Raw genomic sequence first — 16,492 nt, 5'->3', positions numbered from 1 at the left:
CGAGGGGATTTATCCCCGCTGGGCTGCGAAGCAGCCCCCAAACCAGGCAACTCGGGGTGTCAGGAAGATTGAGTTCGCTGCTTTAGGGCCGCTTCGCAGCCCAACGGGGATAAATCCCCTCGCCACAAAAAGAATGCGCTTCACCGAACGGCACTGACCCCGTCCAACGTGGAAAACGACGTGTCCTTGGCCGTCAGCAAAAAGTCGCGCATGTACGGCGCGTCGAGCATGTCGGTGCGCACCGCCGCATAGAGCGTGGCAAACAAGCCTTTCTCCCCCAGCCGCTTGGCCTTCACGTAACCCCGTGAGCTGTATTCATGCAGGGCCCAGTGCGGCATGCCGCAGACGCCGCGACCGCTGGCCACCAGTTGCATCATCATCACCGTCAGTTCAGAGGTGCGCACCTGGGCCGGCTCGATGTCGGCCGGTTCCAGGAAGCGGGTGAAAATGTCCAGCCGGTCGCGCTCCACCGGGTAGGTGATCAGGGTTTCGCTGACCAGGTCCTCGGGCACGATGTAGGGCTTGCCCGCCAGTCGATGCTGGTTGGCCACGGCGAGCATCGCTTCGTAGGTGAACAATGGCACGTAGGTGATGCCGGCCAGCTCCAGCGGGTCGGAGGTCACCACCAGGTCGAGGTCGCCCCGGGCCAGGGCTGGCAACGGCGCGAAAGCGAAGCCCGAGGCCAGGTCCAGCTCGACTTCCGGCCAGGCATCGCGGAATTGGTCGATGGTCGGCATCAACCACTGGAAGCAGCTATGGCACTCGATGGCCATGTGCAGCCGTCCGGCGGTGCCGCCAGCCAGGCGGGCGATGTCCCGTTCGGCGCCACGCAGCAAGGGCAGGGCGGCATCGGCCAGTTGCAACAGGCGCAGGCCGGCGCTGGTGAACCGTACCGGCTTGGTCTTGCGCACGAACAACGGCATGCCCAGGCGCTCTTCCAGTTCCTTGAACTGGTGGGAGAGGGCGGACTGGGTCAGGTGCAGGCGTTCGGCGGCTTCGACCAGGCTGTCGGCTTCGCGCAGGGCGTGCAGGGTCTTGAGGTGACGGAGTTCAAGCACCGGAGTTGCTCCATGAGTAAAACTTGTGATCAACACGAAAAGGTTGAGTTTGTCTCATGTAGGGTCGGCTGTCGACAATGGCGCCATCTTTTACAGGAGGACGCACACCATGGCCCTGGCCCACACCCTCGGTTTTCCCCGCATCGGCGCCGACCGCGAACTGAAAAAAGCCCTCGAAGCCTACTGGAAAGGTGACCTGGCCCCGGCCGCGTTGCAGGCGGTGGGTCGCGAACTGCGGGCCCGGCACTGGCAATTGCAGAAAGACGCCGGCATCGACCTGCTGCCCGTCGGGGACTTTGCCTGGTACGACCAAGTGCTCAGCCACTCCCTGACCCTGGGCGTCGTGCCACAGCGTTTCCACAGCACGTTGAATGCCCAGGGCCGGCCGACCCTCGACACCCTGTTCGCCATGGCCCGTGGCGCCACGGCCAGTTGCTGCGGGGCCGACCACGGCCAGGCGCAATACGCCCAGGAGCTGACCAAGTGGTTCGACACCAACTACCACTACCTGGTCCCGGAGTTTTCCGCCGACCAGACCTTCGCCCTGAGCTGGGAACAGTTGTTCGATGAAGTGGACGAGGCCCATGCCTTGGGTCATCAGGTCAAACCGGTAATCATTGGCCCGTTGACCTACTTGTGGCTGGGCAAGGCCAAGGGCGAGGCGTTCGACAAGCTCGGCCTGCTGGAGCGCCTGCTGCCCATCTATGGGGAAATTCTCAACCGTCTCAAGGCCCAGGGCGTGGAGTGGGTGCAGATCGACGAACCGATCCTCACCCTCGACCTGCCTCAAGCCTGGAAGAGCGCTTTCGAGCGGGCTTATCACATCCTCCAGTACTCGCCGCTGAAAAAACTCGTGGCCACCTATTTCAGTGGCCTGCAAGACAACCTCGGCCTGGCGGTGAGCCTGCCGGTGGATGGCTTGCACATCGACGCGGTGCGCGCCCCGGAACAACTGGGCCAGGTGCTGGACCGCCTGCCGACCTACAAGATTCTGTCGGTGGGCCTGGTCAATGGTCGCAATGTCTGGCGCTGTGAACTGGAACAGGCGCTGGCGCAGCTGCAACCGGCCCAGGAGCGCTTTGGCGACAACCTCTGGGTCAGCACCTCATGCTCGCTGCTGCACAGCCCGGTGGACCTGGAGCGTGAAGACCGCCTCGATCCGGAACTCAAGAGCTGGCTGGCCTTTGCCGTGCAGAAGTGTGGTGAAGTCGCGGTGCTGCGCGATGCCCTGAATGATCCACACGCGCCCGCTGTGCAACAGGCCTTGGCCGACAGCCGCGAGGTGCAGGCCAGTCGCGTCCGTTCGGCGCGCATTCACAAACCCGCGGTCCAGGCGCGCCTGGCGGCAATCGGGCCACAGGACAGTCAGCGGCGTTCGCCGTTTGCCAAGCGCATCGAACGCCAGCGCGCCCGTCTGAAACTGCCGGCCTTTCCCACCACCACCATCGGCTCCTTCCCGCAGACTCCGGCGATTCGCCTGGCGCGCCAGGCCTACAAGCAAGGCAAGCTGTCGGCCAATGACTATCAGGACGCCATGCACACCGAGATCCGCCATGCCGTGCAGATCCAGGAACGCCTGGGCCTGGACGTGCTGGTGCACGGTGAAGCCGAGCGCAACGACATGGTGGAATACTTCGCCGAGCAGCTGGACGGCTACGTCTTCACCCGTTTCGGTTGGGTGCAGAGCTACGGTTCGCGCTGCGTGAAACCGGCGATCATCTATGGCGACATCAGTCGACCGAGCGCCATGACCGTCGACTGGATCCGCTACGCGCAAAGCCTGACCGACAAGGTCATGAAAGGCATGCTCACCGGCCCCGTGACCATGCTGATGTGGTCGTTCCCCCGCGAAGATGTGTCGCGCCAGGTCCAGGCCCGACAACTGGCCCTGGTCCTGCGGGACGAAGTGCTGGACCTGGAAAAGGCCGGGATCAAGATTGTGCAGATCGACGAGGCGGCGTTCCGCGAAGGGTTGCCGCTGCGTCGCGGGCAATGGCAGGAGTACCTGGACTGGGCGGTTGACGCGTTCCGTTTGTGCGCGTCGGGGGTGGCTGATGAAACCCAGATCCATACCCACATGTGCTACAGCCAATTCAACGATGTGATCAAGGCCATCGCCGACATGGACGCCGATGTCATCACCATCGAGACCTCGCGTTCGGACATGGAATTGCTGGAGGCTTTCGAGGCGTTCGACTACCCGAACGACATCGGCCCGGGTGTCTACGACATCCACTCGCCTCGGGTGCCGGACACGGCCGAGATGGTTGCGCTGATGAGCAAGGCGGTAAAACGGATCGCCGCCGAGCGGTTGTGGATCAACCCCGACTGTGGGTTGAAAACCCGGGGCTGGCCGGAAACGGAAGCGGCGCTGGTGAACATGGTGGCGGCGGCGCGGCAGTTGCGCAGTCAGTTGGCCTGAGGCCCTACGAGATTTGCACCCCTGTGACATGCACTGTTTGGTCCGGGGACATGGTTAACCTGTGGCGAGGGGATTTATCCCCGTTGGGCTGCGAAGCAGCCCTGAAGCCAGGCGCCCTGTTGTATCAGGTGGATTGCGTCCAGCTTTTTCTGGGGCTGCTTCGCAGCCCAGCGGGGATAAATCCCCTCGCCACAAGGGGTAGCATTCGGTTTTATTGCTCCCCTTGACCGGGCAACCATCACCACTGGGCAATCTTCATCAAACTGTCACGCAACTGTGGCAGCGCGCTTGAACAAACTTCATCAGACTCGCGCTCTACTGGGGTTCTGCGTTTCGGTGTTTCTTCATGCGTGTATTCATTTTCCTGGCCGCGTTGTTTTTCGGCCTGCCGTCGATGGCGGCTTCTCGGTGTGACATCAATGTTGCGACCCAACGGGTCGATCTGGCTCAGGTGAGCCTGGCCTACCAGAGCGTTGGCCGGGCCTCGGATCCGGCGCTGTTGCTGGTGATGGGCCTGGGTGGGCAGTTGATCCATTGGCCGGACGAAGTGGTGGTCGCCCTGTGCGAGCAAGGTTTCCGGGTGATTCGCTACGACAACCGCGACGTCGGCCTGTCCACCTGGCGCCAGGCGCCCGGCAGCGCCAACCTGGCCTTTGAAGCCCTGCGCTACAAACTCGGCTTGCCCGTGGCCGCGCCTTATACCTTGACCGACATGGCCGATGATGGGCTGGGGTTGATGGATGCCTTGCAGGTGCAAAGCTTCCATGTATTGGGCGTGAGCATGGGCGGTATGATCGCCCAGCACATGGCCGCCATGGCGCCGCGGCGGGTCGAAAGCCTGACCCTGATCATGACCAGTTCCGGTGCCGAAGGCTTGCCCGCCCCCAGCGCCACGCTGGTGCAGTTGCTGTCGCGGCGCGGTGCGCCGAATCGCGAAATGGCCCTGGAACAGCAGGCCGATCTGCTGGCCGCCCTCGGCAGCCCGATGGTGGTCGACGACCGCGAGGCGCTGCTGCATCAGGCCGCGCAGGCCTATGACCGGGCCTTCAACCCCGAGGGCGTAAAGCGTCAGATCATGGCGATCATGGCCGAGCCAAGCCGGGTGGCGCTGCTCGATCAACTGCGCGTGCCGACCCTGGTCGTCCACGGCACCGCCGACCCGTTGCTGCCGGTGATGCATGGCGTGCACTTGGCGGCGCATATCCAGGGCAGCCAGTTGAAGCTGATCCCGGGCCTGGCCCATCGTTTCCAGGAGGCATTCAAGGCACCGTTGCTGGGTGCCGTGTTGCCGTATCTGCAGCAGCACCGCGAGGACACGTCGCATTGGGCGCAGATCGAGCCGGTGCAGGCGCCTAATCTGCTCTAGCTCAAGCCTGGCGCTTTTCTGTGGTGAGGGTATTTATCTGCTGGGTCTCTGTGGCGAGGGGATTTATCCCCGCTGGGCGGCGAAGCAGCCCCAAAACTGACGAACATGATCGGTCTGGTACTCCGAGGTGCCGGGTTTTGGGGTCGCTGCGCGACCCAGCGGGGATAAATCCCCTCGCCACAGGAGGTGGTGGCAACGCAATTACCGCGCCTTGGCCTGCTCCACCAACCACCCCATCAAGGCCTGCAACGGCCCTGACACCTCGGGTTTGTGCGGATGCACCAAGTGATAACCCAGCCCGGTCTTGACCTTCAGTTCGAACGGCATCACCAGTCGGCCGGCGCTCAAGTCATCACCGATCAGCGACCAGTCGCCAATGGCCACGCCCGTGCCTTGGGAAGCCATGGACATCGCCAGGTCCAGGGTTTCGAAATGCTGGCCCTTGCTGACATTGCTCAAGTGCACATCGGCTGCCTTCAGCCAGGCGTTCCAGTCGCGCTCGTCACGGGTGGGGTGCAGCAGCACGTGTTGTTGCAGGTCGGCGGGTTCATGCAGCGGCACCGGCCCTTCCAGGACCGGGCGGGAGCAGACGGGCGTCAGTTGTTCATCGAACAGATGCACGCACGCCAGCGAGGCGTCGGGTGGTGGGCCATAGACCACCGCGGCGTCGAAGGCTTCGCGCTGGAAATCCACACCGTGCCTGACCGTGGTGGTCAACTCCACCGGCACGTCCGGCCGTTCCTTCTGCCATTGCAACAGGCGCGGCAGCAGCCAGCGCATCACGCAGGTCGGGGCCTTGAGTTGCAGGGTCTGGCGTTTTTCGCCGACCTGCTCAACCGCTTCGCCGATCAGGCTGAACACCTGCTGCACCCGGGGTAGCCACGCCTGGCCTTCGGCAGTCAGGGTCAGGCCGCGTGCCTGGCGCTGGAACAGTGCATAACCCAGATGATCTTCCAGCCCGGCGATCTGCCGGCTCACCGCGCCTTGGGTGATGTGCAGTTGTTCGGCGGCCCGGGTGAAATTGCAGCATTGGGCCGTGATCAGAAATGTGTGCAGCGCCGGCAGCGGGGGAAGTCGTTTCATTTCGGATCCAAGCCATGACGTGAGGACATGGCTAGTATGACTTTTTATCCATTGTTGCCGCTATGGTCGGACCGTTCCAATAACGCCATTCCCAAGACAGAAAAAGGGTCCCGCCGCATGCCGTGCGAGGCCCTTTACACGACAAGAAAAAGGCAATGGCAATGGCGACGTGCGGCGAAGTATTGGTCAAGTTACTCCACGCGTATGGCGTGGAGCAGGTGTTCGGCATTCCTGGCGTGCACACCGTCGAGTTGTACCGCGGGCTGGCCCGTTCCAACATCCGCCATGTGACCCCGCGTCATGAACAGGGCGCAGGTTTCATGGCCGACGGTTACGCCCGGGTCAGCGGCAAGCCCGGCGTGTGTTTCATCATCACCGGCCCCGGCATGACCAACATCACCACCGCCATGGGCCAGGCCTACGCCGATTCGATCCCGATGCTGGTGATCTCCAGCGTGCAGTCGCGCAACCAGTTGGGCGGCGGGCGCGGCAAGTTGCATGAACTGCCGAACCAGGCTGGATTGGTGGGCGGTGTCGCGGCGTTTTCCCACACGCTGATGTCCGCCGCTGAATTGCCCGGTGTGCTGGCCCGGGCGTTCGCCGTGTTCCAGGCTGGGCGCCCGCGGCCGGTGCACATTGAAATTCCGTTGGACGTGCTGGTCGAAGACGCCGATGCCTTGCTCGCCAGTGTGCCGGTGAATATCAACCGCGCCGGTGCTGCGCCGAGTGCCGTGGCGCAAATGGCTGCAAAGCTGGCATCGGCTCAACGGCCGTTGATCCTGGCCGGCGGCGGTGCCATCGACGCGGCGGCCGAATTGACTGAACTGGCCGAACGTCTCGGCGCACCCGTGGCGTTGACCATCAATGCCAAGGGCCTGTTGCCGTCCCGGCATCCGTTGCTGATCGGCTCCACGCAGAGCCTGGTCGCCACCCGCGCGTTGGTGGCCGAAGCGGATGTGGTGCTGGCCATCGGCACCGAGCTGGCCGAGACCGACTACGACATCACCTTCGCCGGCGGCTTCGAGATTCCCGGTGCGTTGCTGCGCATCGACATCGACCCGGACCAGACCGTGCGCAACTACCCGCCGCACCTGGCGCTGGTGGCCGACGCTCGCGTCGCCACCCGGGCCGTGCTCGATGCGTTGAGCCAGCAGCCCTTGGCCGAGCGCCGTGACGATTGGGGCACGACGCGTGCCGCCCGGTTGCGCGCGGATCTTCAAGGCAGTTGGGACGCCGCGACCCGCGCCCAGACGTTGTTTCTCGACACCGTCTTGCAAGCGCTGCCGGAGGCGGTGTTCGTCGGCGATTCGACCCAACCGGTGTACACCGGCAACCTGACCTTCAACCCGGAGCAGCCACGCCGCTGGTTCAATTCATCCACCGGCTACGGCACCCTCGGCTACGCCTTGCCGGCGGCCATTGGCGCCTGGCTTGGTGGCAAGGACCGGGGCCATGGCCGCCCGGCGGTGGTGTGTTTGATTGGCGATGGCGGGTTGCAGTTCACCCTGCCGGAACTGGCCAGCGCGGTGGAGGCGCGCACGCCAGTGATCGTGCTGCTGTGGAATAACCAGGGCTACGAAGAGATCAAGAAATACATGGTCAACCGCGCCATCGAACCGGTGGGCGTGGACATCTACACCCCGGATTTCATCGGTGTCGCTAGGGCTTTGGGCTGCGCTGCGCAAGCCATCGACGGCGTGGCGCAACTGCACGCCGCGTTGCTCGCCGCTTGCGACCGGCAGGGCCCGACGCTGATAGAAATCGACCAGGCAACCTGGATGGCGCAGGTGTCGAAATGAATTTCCCTACGACGCAAGACGGGCTGTACATCAACGGTGAGTGGTTGGTCGGCGATCAACCGCTGCGGGTGATCAACCCGGCGACCGAAGCGCTGCTGACCACCGTTCATGGCGGTGGTGAGCGCGCCGTCGATCAGGCGTTGAACGCCGCGACCCAGGCTTTCACGCACTGGTCGACCACCACCGGCGCCGAGCGTGGCGCGATCCTGCGCCGGATTGCCGCCGGCGTGCAGGCAGGCCGCGAGCGGTTGATGCAATTGCAATCGAGCAACAACGGCAAACCGTTGTTCGAAGCGGCCATCGATGTCGACGATGTGGTCGCCACTTTCGAGTATTACGCCGAGTTGGCCGAAGGCCTGGACGCTCGGCAAGACAGTCCGCTGGCATTGCCCAGTGCTGATTTCAGCGCACGCCTGCGCCGCGAACCGTGCGGCGTGGTCGGCTTGATCGTGCCGTGGAATTTCCCGATGGTCACCACGGCCTGGAAACTCGCCCCGGCATTGGCTGCCGGCTGCTGCGTGGTGCTCAAGCCCTCGGAGGTCACACCGTTGCCCGAGCTTGCGCTGGCGTCGATCATCGCCGAATCCGGCTTGCCCCACGGGGTGTTCAACCTGGTCTGCGGCACCGGCTTGGCAGTGGGCGCGCCGCTGGCGGCGGACCCGCGCGTGGCGAAGATCTCCTTCACCGGCAGCAACGCGGTGGGCGTGCAAGTGATGCAACGGGCGGCGGAAACGGTGAAGGGCGTGAGCCTGGAGCTGGGCGGTAAATCGTCCCTGCTGGTACTGGCGGATGCCGACCTGGACCTGGCGGTGGAGCTGGCCTGTGGCGGCGCTTTCTTCAATGCCGGACAGATGTGTTCGGCCACCAGCCGCGTGCTGGTGGCCGATGAGCTGGCCGATGAATTCCTGCGCCGGCTCAAGGCCCGTGCCGAAGCGATCCGCGTGGCCGATCCGTTCGATCCGGACGTGGAGATGGGGACACTGGTCAACCAGGCGCAATACCAGCGGGTGCTGGGGCACATCGACCGAGGCCTGAGCACCGGAGCGACCCTGGTGTGCGGCGGCCAGCGACCGGCGCACCTGCCGCGCGGCTTTTTTCTACAGCCGACAATCTTCACTGACGTGCCCCTCGACAGTGCGCTTTGGTGCGAAGAGATCTTCGGGCCAGTGGTGTGCGTACGCCGTTTCAGCAGTCAGGCGCAGGCCATCGCCCTGGCCAACGACAGCCGTTTCGGTCTGGTGGCCAGCGTGGTCAGCCGCGATGCCGAAGCCGCCGGGCAGGTGGCCGACGCGTTGCAGGCCGGGCTGGTGTGGATCAACGCGCCCCAGGTGATTTTTCCCCAGGCGGCGTGGGGAGGGTACAAGCAGAGCAGCCTGGGCCGCGAGTTGGGACCTTGGGGATTGGCCGCGTTCCAGGAAATCAAGCATGTGGTCCGGGCGATCTGACGGCACGTTTTCAGGTCATGCATGCCTCGAAAAAAGGCATGCGCCAAGGACATGGCTCCAATGAGTTTTTTTCGATAGTCAGGGATTTTGCACAACCTCAGGATGGCCGCAGGTGGCGGCAAAGCCCAGGCAATACGGGGCTTTCGTCGACGCCGAACGGTGCGGGCACAACGGTTTTTACCCACCTCATACTTAAAAGAATAAAGGGAGTCCTCATGGGCGAGCATGATCTGAACAGACGTCAATTCATCAAGACTGCAAGTGTGGTTTCGGTTGCAGCGGCGGCCATGAGCATGCCGTTCATCAGTGCGCGGGCCAGTGACACGCGGTTCGTCGGCAAGACCCTGCGCCTGCTGACCTGGTCCGATGACACCGGGCTGGCGGCGCTGCGCAACATCGCCGCCACTTTCGAGGCCAAGACCGGGGCCAAGGTCATTGCCGACCGCACCGGCAGTACCTCGGAGATGGTGGCCAAGCTCAAGGCCGGTGGCGACCGGCCGCAGTACGACATCATCACCCTGGCCGGTGTCGGCGCCGAGGGCTTGGCCGTCGCCGGGCTGCTGGAAAAGCCCGACCTCAACCGCATCCCCAACCTGGCGGACGTGCCGGCACAATACCGCACCGGCGCTGGCGGCCATGGCATCGGTTACCTGCTGTGGTGCAACAGCCTGGTCTACAGCACCCGGACCTTGAATCAGGCGCCGGACAGTTACGCTGCGCTGTGGGACGCGGAACTGGCGCCGAACATTTTCCTGCCGCCGCCGAACTGGACCGAGGCCATGGACCTGATCATCATCGCCGCCAAGCTGGCCGGTGGTGACGAACACAACATCGAACCCGGCTTCAAGAAACTCGCCGAGCTCAAGGACCGGGTGGTGACCCTGGGGGAAAACCCGAACCAGATCGCCGAGCTGTTCCGCACCGGTTCCCTGGACATGGGCGGCTTGTACGCGCCGGCGTTCTTTCCCAAGCAGATCCGCGATCCGGCCTACAGCCTGGGGGCGACATTCGGCATGAAGGAAGGCTTCTACACCGACCTGATGCTCTCGGTCATGCCAAAAAACCGCCCGGGTGACACCGACCTGGCCTACGCCTTCATCGACCACTCCCTCGACCCGCTGGTGCAGGGCAAGATGGCCGAAGACATCTTCAACGGCCCGGTCAACGCCAAGGCCATCATCTCCAGCGAAGCGCGCAAGAGCCCCTACATCCTCACGCCGGAGCAAATCGCCGACAAAGCGATCATGCATGACAACGCCTTCCTGGCGACGGTGCATGACCAATGGATTCGCCGGTACACGGAAATCTTCTCTTCCTGAAACAAGCGCTGCACACCGCCTGCCCAGCCTAGGGAATTGAGGGGGACGCGGCCTCTGTGACCACCCGAGATCCAGTGTGGGAGCCAGCTTGCTCGCGATAGCGGTAGGTCAGTTGAAGGAGATGTTGACGATGCTGCCGCCTTCGCGAGCAAGCTCGCTCCACAGGGAAGTGGGTTGTTTTGAAATTGTGTTTGTCCTGTCGTGTTCCTCTGACGAGATCTTGCCATGGAACCCCAACCGTTAACCCATCCCCAGCGCGTCGCACCCATGCGGCCACCCCGGGAGATTTCACCCACCGGCCGAGCCTGGCTGTTCCTGTCGCCGTCGATGTTGTTTCTCGGTGTGCTGATCGCTGCCAGTCTGTTGGTGCTGCGCATGAGCGTCGGCACCAAGGGCGCGGAGTGGAGTGGGTTCAGCCTCGCCAGCTACGAGCAGTTGCTGGAGCCTTATTACCTCAAGTCCCTGCTGCTGACCTTGCGCCTTGCATTGATCAGCGCAGTGATTGCTGTGCTGCTGGCGATCCCCGTGGCCTACACCATGTCGCGCCTGGCCTCGCCGTTGTTGCGGCGGGTGTTTCTGGCGGCGGTGCTGTTGCCACTGTTGGTCAACCTGCTGCTGCAAAGCTATGGCTGGCTGGTGATCCTCGGCCCTGCCGGCATGCTCAATCAGGCACTCATGGGCCTGGGTTTGATCAAGCGGCCGATCATGCTGCTGTACAACCAGAATGGTGTGTTGATGGGCCTGGTCCAGACGGCATTTCCACTGGCCGTGCTGCCCATCGCCAGCGCCATGCGTGGTGTGGCCCGCAGCTATGAAGAGGCCGCCGCCACCCTCGGCGCCAGCCGCTTCCAGGTGTTTCGCCAAGTGGTGCTGCCCATGAGCCTGCCGGGCATCATCACCGGCGCGACGCTGGTGTTTGCCTACAACGCCAGCAGCTTTGTCGTGCCGCTGCTGTTGGGCGGCCGGCGGGTGCCGATGCTGGCGGTGATGGTCCACGATCAGATTGCCCCGTTGATGAACTGGCCCGCTGCGTCCGCCGCCGGGGTGGTGCTGATTGTCACCACGTTGATGATCATGACCCTGTCCGAATATTTCACCGGCCGTCGTCGGCGGATGCTGGAGGCTTCTCAATGACCGCGTTGAGCAAAAAACGCCAGTCGCTGTTGCCCGGTGAAACCGGGCGCGCAGTGGGGCTGCTGTCGGGTTTCATCCTGTTGCTGGCGGTGCTGCCGATCCTGACCATGATCGTCATGTCCTTCAGCGGCGCCGCGAACCTGGACTTTCCGCCGAGCAGCTACAGCCTGCAATGGTACCGGGCGGCCTGGCACACCTTCGTATCGCCGGATGCCAGCGATGTGCTGAGCCTGGGCCAGGCCATGGGCACCAGTTTGTTGGTGGCCTGCCTGACGATGATTTTCGCCACGCTGATCGCCGTGCCGGCGGCCTACGCGCTGACCCGTTGCGAATTCCGGGGCAAGGCCGTGGCGTTGCAATTGATGTCGCTGCCGCTGGTGTTTCCCATGGTGGTGCTGGGGTTGGCGCTGCTGTTGGTGTTCGACAGCCTGCCGTTCCAGATGACCACCTCGCGGCTGGTCATTGCCCACGTGATCCTCGCCTTGCCGTTCGTGGTGAAGAACTGCACCGCCGCCATGCTTGGTATCGGCAGCGAAGTCGAAGAAGCCGCGCGAATGCTCGGGGCGACACCGCGGCGGGCCATCGTCGACGTGGTGGTGCCATTGATGAAGTCGGGGATTCTCGCCGGGATGCTGCTGGCGTTCATTGTCTCGTTCAACGAATTCACCGTGACCTATTTCCTCTACACCATCGATGTCATGACCGTGCCGATCTGGATGTACAGCCGTACCGTATCGTCGCTGGACCCCACCGTTTTCTCGTTTGCCGTGCTCATCGTGCTGATCGACTTCGTGCTGATCTGGGCGTTGGAGAAGCTGGTGGGCGAGGGCGGCGTTTCCTTTTGATTTCAAGGTGAAGACATGACTGGACTGATACTGGAAAACGTCGAGAAACATTACGGCTCGGCCTGCGCGGTCACGGACGTGAACCTGCATTTGCCCGAGGGCAAACTGGTGTGTTTCCTCGGGCCTTCAGGCTGTGGCAAGACCACCTTGCTGCGCATGATCGCCGGCCTGGAAAGCCTCAGCGGTGGTGAAATCCGCCTGGATGGGCAAGACATCGGCCATACCCCGGCGCACCTGCGCAACTTCGGCATGGTGTTTCAATCGCTGGCGCTGTTTCCCCACATGACCGTCGGCGAGAACATCGCCTATCCGCTGAAGCTGCGGGGCGTGGGCAAGGCCGAGCAACAAGCGCGGGTGGTGGAGTTGCTGGAACTGATCCAGCTCCAGGCGATGATCGACCGGCCCGTGGCGAAACTGTCCGGCGGCCAACGCCAGCGCGTGGCGATTGCCCGGGCCATTGCCGCCCGGCCGAAGATCCTCTTGCTGGACGAACCGCTGTCGGCCCTGGACGCCAAGCTGCGCGAGTCGATGCAAGTGGAAATCCGCCAACTGCAACAGCGGTTGAACATCACCACTATTTTGGTGACCCACGATCAACGCGAAGCCATGACCATGGCCGACATCGTCGTGGTGCTGGGGGAACATCGGGTGCAACAGGTCGGTACGCCGATCGAGATCTATCGGCACCCGGCCAATGAGTTCGTCGCCGACTTCATCGGCTCAGGCAACATTTTTCCGGCGACCACCCTGGGTAACGGACGGGTCGGGCTGCCGGGCGGGGACACGCTGGACGTGCCGGCCAGCCAGAGCGTCATCGCTGGCGAGAAGATCAAGTTGCTGGTGCGCCCCGAAGACCTGCAACTGTCCTCGCCCCAGGCCTCGGCGGGTAACCGGTTGCTGGGCAAAGTGACATTCGTGCGGGACATCGGTGCGACCGTCGAGACCACGGTGGAATGTTCCGGAATTTCATTCACGGCACTGAGTACGCCGTGCCAGGGCATGGACCTGGGGATTGGGCATGCGGTGTCGGTGACCATACCGGCGCAAGCGTGTCGGTTGCTCGGTGCCTGATTTCAAAAGGCAATGCAAATCCCAGATCAAACCGTCATCCGCAACCGCGCCAAGTCCCGCAACGGCGGCGCGCCGAACAACCGGCTGTACTCGCGGCTGAACTGTGAAGGGCTTTCGTAGCCCACCCGATAGCCCGCCGCCGAAGCTTCCAGCCCTTCGGCCAGCATCAGGCGCCGGGCTTCCTGCAAGCGCAGTTGCTTCTGGTATTGCAGCGGGCTCATGGCGGTCATGGCCTTGAAGCGGTGATGCAGGGTCGAGACGCTGAGGTTCACTTCCCGGGCCAGGTCATCGATGCGCAGCGGCTGTTCGAAATGGCTGTTGAGCCATTTGATCGCCTGGCTGATGCGATGGCTCTGACTGTTGGCGATAGCGATTTCGTACAGCCGATAACCCTGGGGACTGCGCAGCAGACGATAGAGGATTTCCCGGCGAACCAGCGGCGCGAGCATGGCGATGTCTTTCGGTGTATCGAGCAACCGCGCCAGGCGCAGTACGGCGTCGAGCATCGGCGTGTCCAGGCGTTCGACATACAGCCCGCGCCCGGCGGGGCGGGTCGGTACGCCCAGGGGGCCGGCGTCGGCGATCAACGCGGTGATTTCCGCTGGGTCGATGTCCAGGCGCAGGGCCAGGATTGGTTGTTCGGGCGTCGCGTGGGCCATGCAGCCGCTCAACGGCATCGACACCGAGACCACGAGGTAATGCAGCGGATCGTAGTCGAACAATTCGTCGGCCAGGCGCACCTGTTTGCTGCCTTGGGCCATGATACACAGGGCCGGTTGCGCCAACACCGGGGCGAAACTCTGCGGCTTGCTATGCCGCGACAGGTTCAGCGAGCCGATGGCGGTGGCATAGCTGCCGTCTTCGCTGGTGTTGCGATCGATGATCGACGCCAGTTCGGCGCGCTGTTGTTCCAGATACGTGTCCAGCGGGACGTGGGCGTGGTCGAGCGGCGACATGCCGGGATCCTCAGGCAATAGGGAGCGATGAACAAAGCTTATGTTTGTGCAAGGCGCAGCGGTAGCAACATCCTGTTGAAAGCTTGCCTGATCCTGCACGGCGCAAAGGGCCATGACGCTGCAATGCGGTGGAAACTTGCTTGAAACCTTTTGTTTCAACTTCCCGGGTTTCGACCGGATCGATAGAAAATTTTGTGATACCTACGCGCAGGATCGTGCAATGGGTCGGCAGGAATCGACTAACGAAACTGGCAGGGCGGCGCTTAACCTTTGATCCTGTCGCGGCCTGTCCCCGGCTGCACAACGGATGACCTGGGAGGGTTGAACATGTCTACACAGATCCCCGTCAGTCACATGGCTTTTGTCCGGGCCCGCGTCGGTTGCTCCAAGCAACTGGGCGCACGCCTGAGTACGCTGATCGCGCCTTCGCGCCAGGCCCCCGGTTGCCTGTACTTTGCCTTGCAGCATTCGCAGTGCGATGCCGATTTGTGGCTGGTGTCCGGGCTTTGGGTCAATCAGGCGGCCATGGATGCCTACTTCAATTCCCCGGCCATGGCGATATTTGCCGAGCTGGTGCAAGACCTGGTGGTGAGCAGCCTGGATTTCCATACGTTCCGCGACGTGTCCGCCGCCCAGGCGACCGAAGGGTGCCGGGCGCAGGTACACAAACTGGCCGGTTGAAGGTTTAATGAGCGTCATTTTCCACCGCCAGGATGCACAAGACATGGCACGTAAAGCCTTTGAAACCTTTGAAGCTGTTTCCGCTGTGATCCCCAAAGAAGGCGGCGGCTACCATGCCGCCATTGCCACCAAGGCCATCGGTGGTTCCGGTGCGCCGCGTTTCAACAAGATCCTTGAAGAGCAAACCTTCGAGACCGCGGTCAAAGCCGATGAAGCGGCAGCCCTGCAGCTGACCCACCTCAAAGGTGTCGACGACGAGGGCGGGTTGGTCTGGTAAACCCGTGTTACCTGTTGGGTTCGGGAAGATGGCCTACACCTGTGGCGAGGGGATTTATCCCCGCTGGGGCGCGAAGCGGCCCTAAAACAGTCCAGTCAACTCAATGTCTGGAAGATATTGGGGCTGCTCCGCAGCCCAGCGGGGATAAATCCCCTCGCCACAGGTGGGAGAGGGGCAGCCTTCTATTTCGGGCGATGCATCTTGAACAACGCCTCAGGCCCCAACTGGAAATAATCCGCCGGCCCGCCACCGCGCAAGATCGGCTCGGCGGCGGCGGTGTCGTACACCCCGTCCTTCAACAACCACTTGGCGATATGCACGGCGACCACTTCGCCGAGAATCAGCCAGCTTGGCACCAGCCCTTTGTCCGCTCGCTGCAGTTGAATGATCTGCGTGACCTTGCATTCGAAGGACACCGGGCTTTCGGCGACGCGTGGAACCTGGATTACCCGTGACGACGCCGGCGTCAAACCCGCCAGTTCGAACTCATTGACCTGTGGCGCGACCATCGCGCAGCTCTGGTTCATCTGCTCGGCCAGCGGGCGCGTGGCCAGGTTCCAGGCGAATTCGCCGGTCTGTTCGATGTTGTTCAGGCTGTCTTTGCGCCCAACGCTGGAGAACCCGATGATCGGTGGAATGTAGTTGAAGGCGTTGAAGAAACTGTAGGGCGCCAGGTTCAGGCGGCCTTCGGCATCCTGGGACGAAATCCAGCCAATGGGGCGCGGGCCGACGATGGCATTGAACGGGTCATGGGGCAGGCCGTGGCCGTTGGCGGGTTCGTAGAAATGGATGTCATCGGGCATGGCGGGTGTTCCTGGACGGGCATTGGTAGGCGGCCAATAGTGCAAGGCGGGGCTTTTTATTTCCAGATTGTATGCTGCAAAAAAAATCGCAGCCCTCGGTAGCGCCTACAGGTCCGTGTTCAATCTGTAGGCGCTGCCGAAGGCTGCGATCTTTTGACGTTCGATCATTAACTGATCGCTTCAGCAGTGCCGGTCTTGTCGAAACCGTCAGCGGCGATGGCGTCGGCAGTGCC

The 16,492-nt window shown here is 63.0% G+C and carries 14 protein-coding genes; 10 read left to right on the top strand and 4 right to left on the bottom strand.

Annotated features, from left to right (window positions below; all coding sequences use genetic code 11):
• Nucleotides 1-140: 140 nt before the first annotated feature.
• Entirely contained in the window at nt 141-1,058 is a 918-nt protein-coding gene (gene metR, locus BT116_RS16275; protein WP_072345549.1) for a transcriptional regulator MetR, read from the bottom strand.
• Nucleotides 1,059-1,167: 109 nt separating this feature from the next.
• Here metR and metE point away from each other — a divergent pair, with 109 nt between their 5' ends.
• Both metE and BT116_RS16265 read left to right on the top strand, forming a co-directional pair.
• The gene (gene metE, locus BT116_RS16270; RefSeq protein ID WP_072345547.1) at nt 1,168-3,480 is read left to right on the top strand and encodes a 5-methyltetrahydropteroyltriglutamate--homocysteine S-methyltransferase; all 2,313 of its coding nucleotides are present in this window, start codon (nt 1,168-1,170) and stop codon (nt 3,478-3,480) included.
• A 346-nt stretch (nt 3,481-3,826) separates the two neighbouring features.
• On the top strand, nt 3,827-4,846 hold the full coding sequence (locus tag BT116_RS16265; RefSeq protein WP_072345545.1) for an alpha/beta fold hydrolase: 1,020 nt from the start codon (nt 3,827-3,829) through the stop codon (nt 4,844-4,846).
• 201 nt (nt 4,847-5,047) lie between these two features.
• Here BT116_RS16265 and BT116_RS16260 read toward each other — a convergent pair whose 3' ends face one another.
• Nucleotides 5,048-5,929 carry a LysR substrate-binding domain-containing protein gene (locus BT116_RS16260; RefSeq protein WP_072345543.1) on the bottom strand — a complete coding sequence of 294 codons (882 nt, stop codon included), beginning with the start codon at nt 5,927-5,929 and terminating at the stop codon, nt 5,048-5,050.
• Nucleotides 5,930-6,090: 161 nt separating this feature from the next.
• Between BT116_RS16260 and BT116_RS16255 the strand changes: the two genes are divergently transcribed.
• From BT116_RS16255 to BT116_RS16230, 6 genes are all read left to right on the top strand, one after another.
• Nucleotides 6,091-7,728 carry a 5-guanidino-2-oxopentanoate decarboxylase gene (locus BT116_RS16255; protein ID WP_072345624.1) on the top strand — a complete coding sequence of 546 codons (1,638 nt, stop codon included), beginning with the start codon at nt 6,091-6,093 and terminating at the stop codon, nt 7,726-7,728.
• Nucleotides 7,725-9,173, top strand: coding sequence for an aldehyde dehydrogenase family protein (locus BT116_RS16250; RefSeq protein WP_072345541.1), 1,449 nt, complete (start codon nt 7,725-7,727; stop codon nt 9,171-9,173). The genes BT116_RS16255 and BT116_RS16250 overlap by 4 nt, the downstream gene beginning before the upstream one ends.
• A 215-nt stretch (nt 9,174-9,388) precedes the next feature.
• Nucleotides 9,389-10,492 (top strand): extracellular solute-binding protein, encoded by a 1,104-nt coding sequence (locus BT116_RS16245; RefSeq protein WP_072345539.1) that lies wholly within the window; start codon nt 9,389-9,391, stop codon nt 10,490-10,492.
• A gap of 225 nt (nt 10,493-10,717) precedes the next feature.
• Nucleotides 10,718-11,626: an ABC transporter permease gene (locus BT116_RS16240; protein WP_072345537.1), complete on the top strand. Its 909-nt coding sequence runs from the start codon at nt 10,718-10,720 to the stop codon at nt 11,624-11,626.
• On the top strand, nt 11,623-12,471 hold the full coding sequence (locus tag BT116_RS16235) for an ABC transporter permease (RefSeq protein ID WP_003205149.1): 849 nt from the start codon (nt 11,623-11,625) through the stop codon (nt 12,469-12,471). The genes BT116_RS16240 and BT116_RS16235 overlap by 4 nt, the downstream gene beginning before the upstream one ends.
• 15 nt (nt 12,472-12,486) lie before the next feature.
• Nucleotides 12,487-13,542: an ABC transporter ATP-binding protein gene (locus BT116_RS16230; protein ID WP_072345535.1), complete on the top strand. Its 1,056-nt coding sequence runs from the start codon at nt 12,487-12,489 to the stop codon at nt 13,540-13,542.
• 26 nt (nt 13,543-13,568) lie between these two features.
• Here BT116_RS16230 and BT116_RS16225 read toward each other — a convergent pair whose 3' ends face one another.
• Entirely contained in the window at nt 13,569-14,498 is a 930-nt protein-coding gene (locus BT116_RS16225; RefSeq protein ID WP_072345533.1) for an AraC family transcriptional regulator, read from the bottom strand.
• A 327-nt stretch (nt 14,499-14,825) separates the two neighbouring features.
• Here BT116_RS16225 and BT116_RS16220 point away from each other — a divergent pair, with 327 nt between their 5' ends.
• On the top strand, nt 14,826-15,179 hold the full coding sequence (locus tag BT116_RS16220) for a putative quinol monooxygenase (protein ID WP_072345530.1): 354 nt from the start codon (nt 14,826-14,828) through the stop codon (nt 15,177-15,179).
• Nucleotides 15,180-15,222: 43 nt separating this feature from the next.
• Entirely contained in the window at nt 15,223-15,456 is a 234-nt protein-coding gene (locus BT116_RS16215; RefSeq protein ID WP_063325233.1) for a hypothetical protein, read from the top strand.
• 182 nt (nt 15,457-15,638) lie between these two features.
• On the opposite strand, the gene BT116_RS16210 is transcribed toward BT116_RS16215, so the two are convergent.
• Entirely contained in the window at nt 15,639-16,259 is a 621-nt protein-coding gene (locus BT116_RS16210; protein ID WP_072345528.1) for a flavin reductase family protein, read from the bottom strand.
• Nucleotides 16,260-16,492 lie beyond the last annotated feature (233 nt).

Origin of the sequence: Pseudomonas sp. NFACC16-2, from assembly GCF_900119205.1 — a bacterium.
GTDB classification, from domain to species: domain Bacteria; phylum Pseudomonadota; class Gammaproteobacteria; order Pseudomonadales; family Pseudomonadaceae; genus Aquipseudomonas; species Aquipseudomonas fluorescens_Q.
This window is presented reverse-complemented; position numbering and strand designations above follow the sequence as displayed.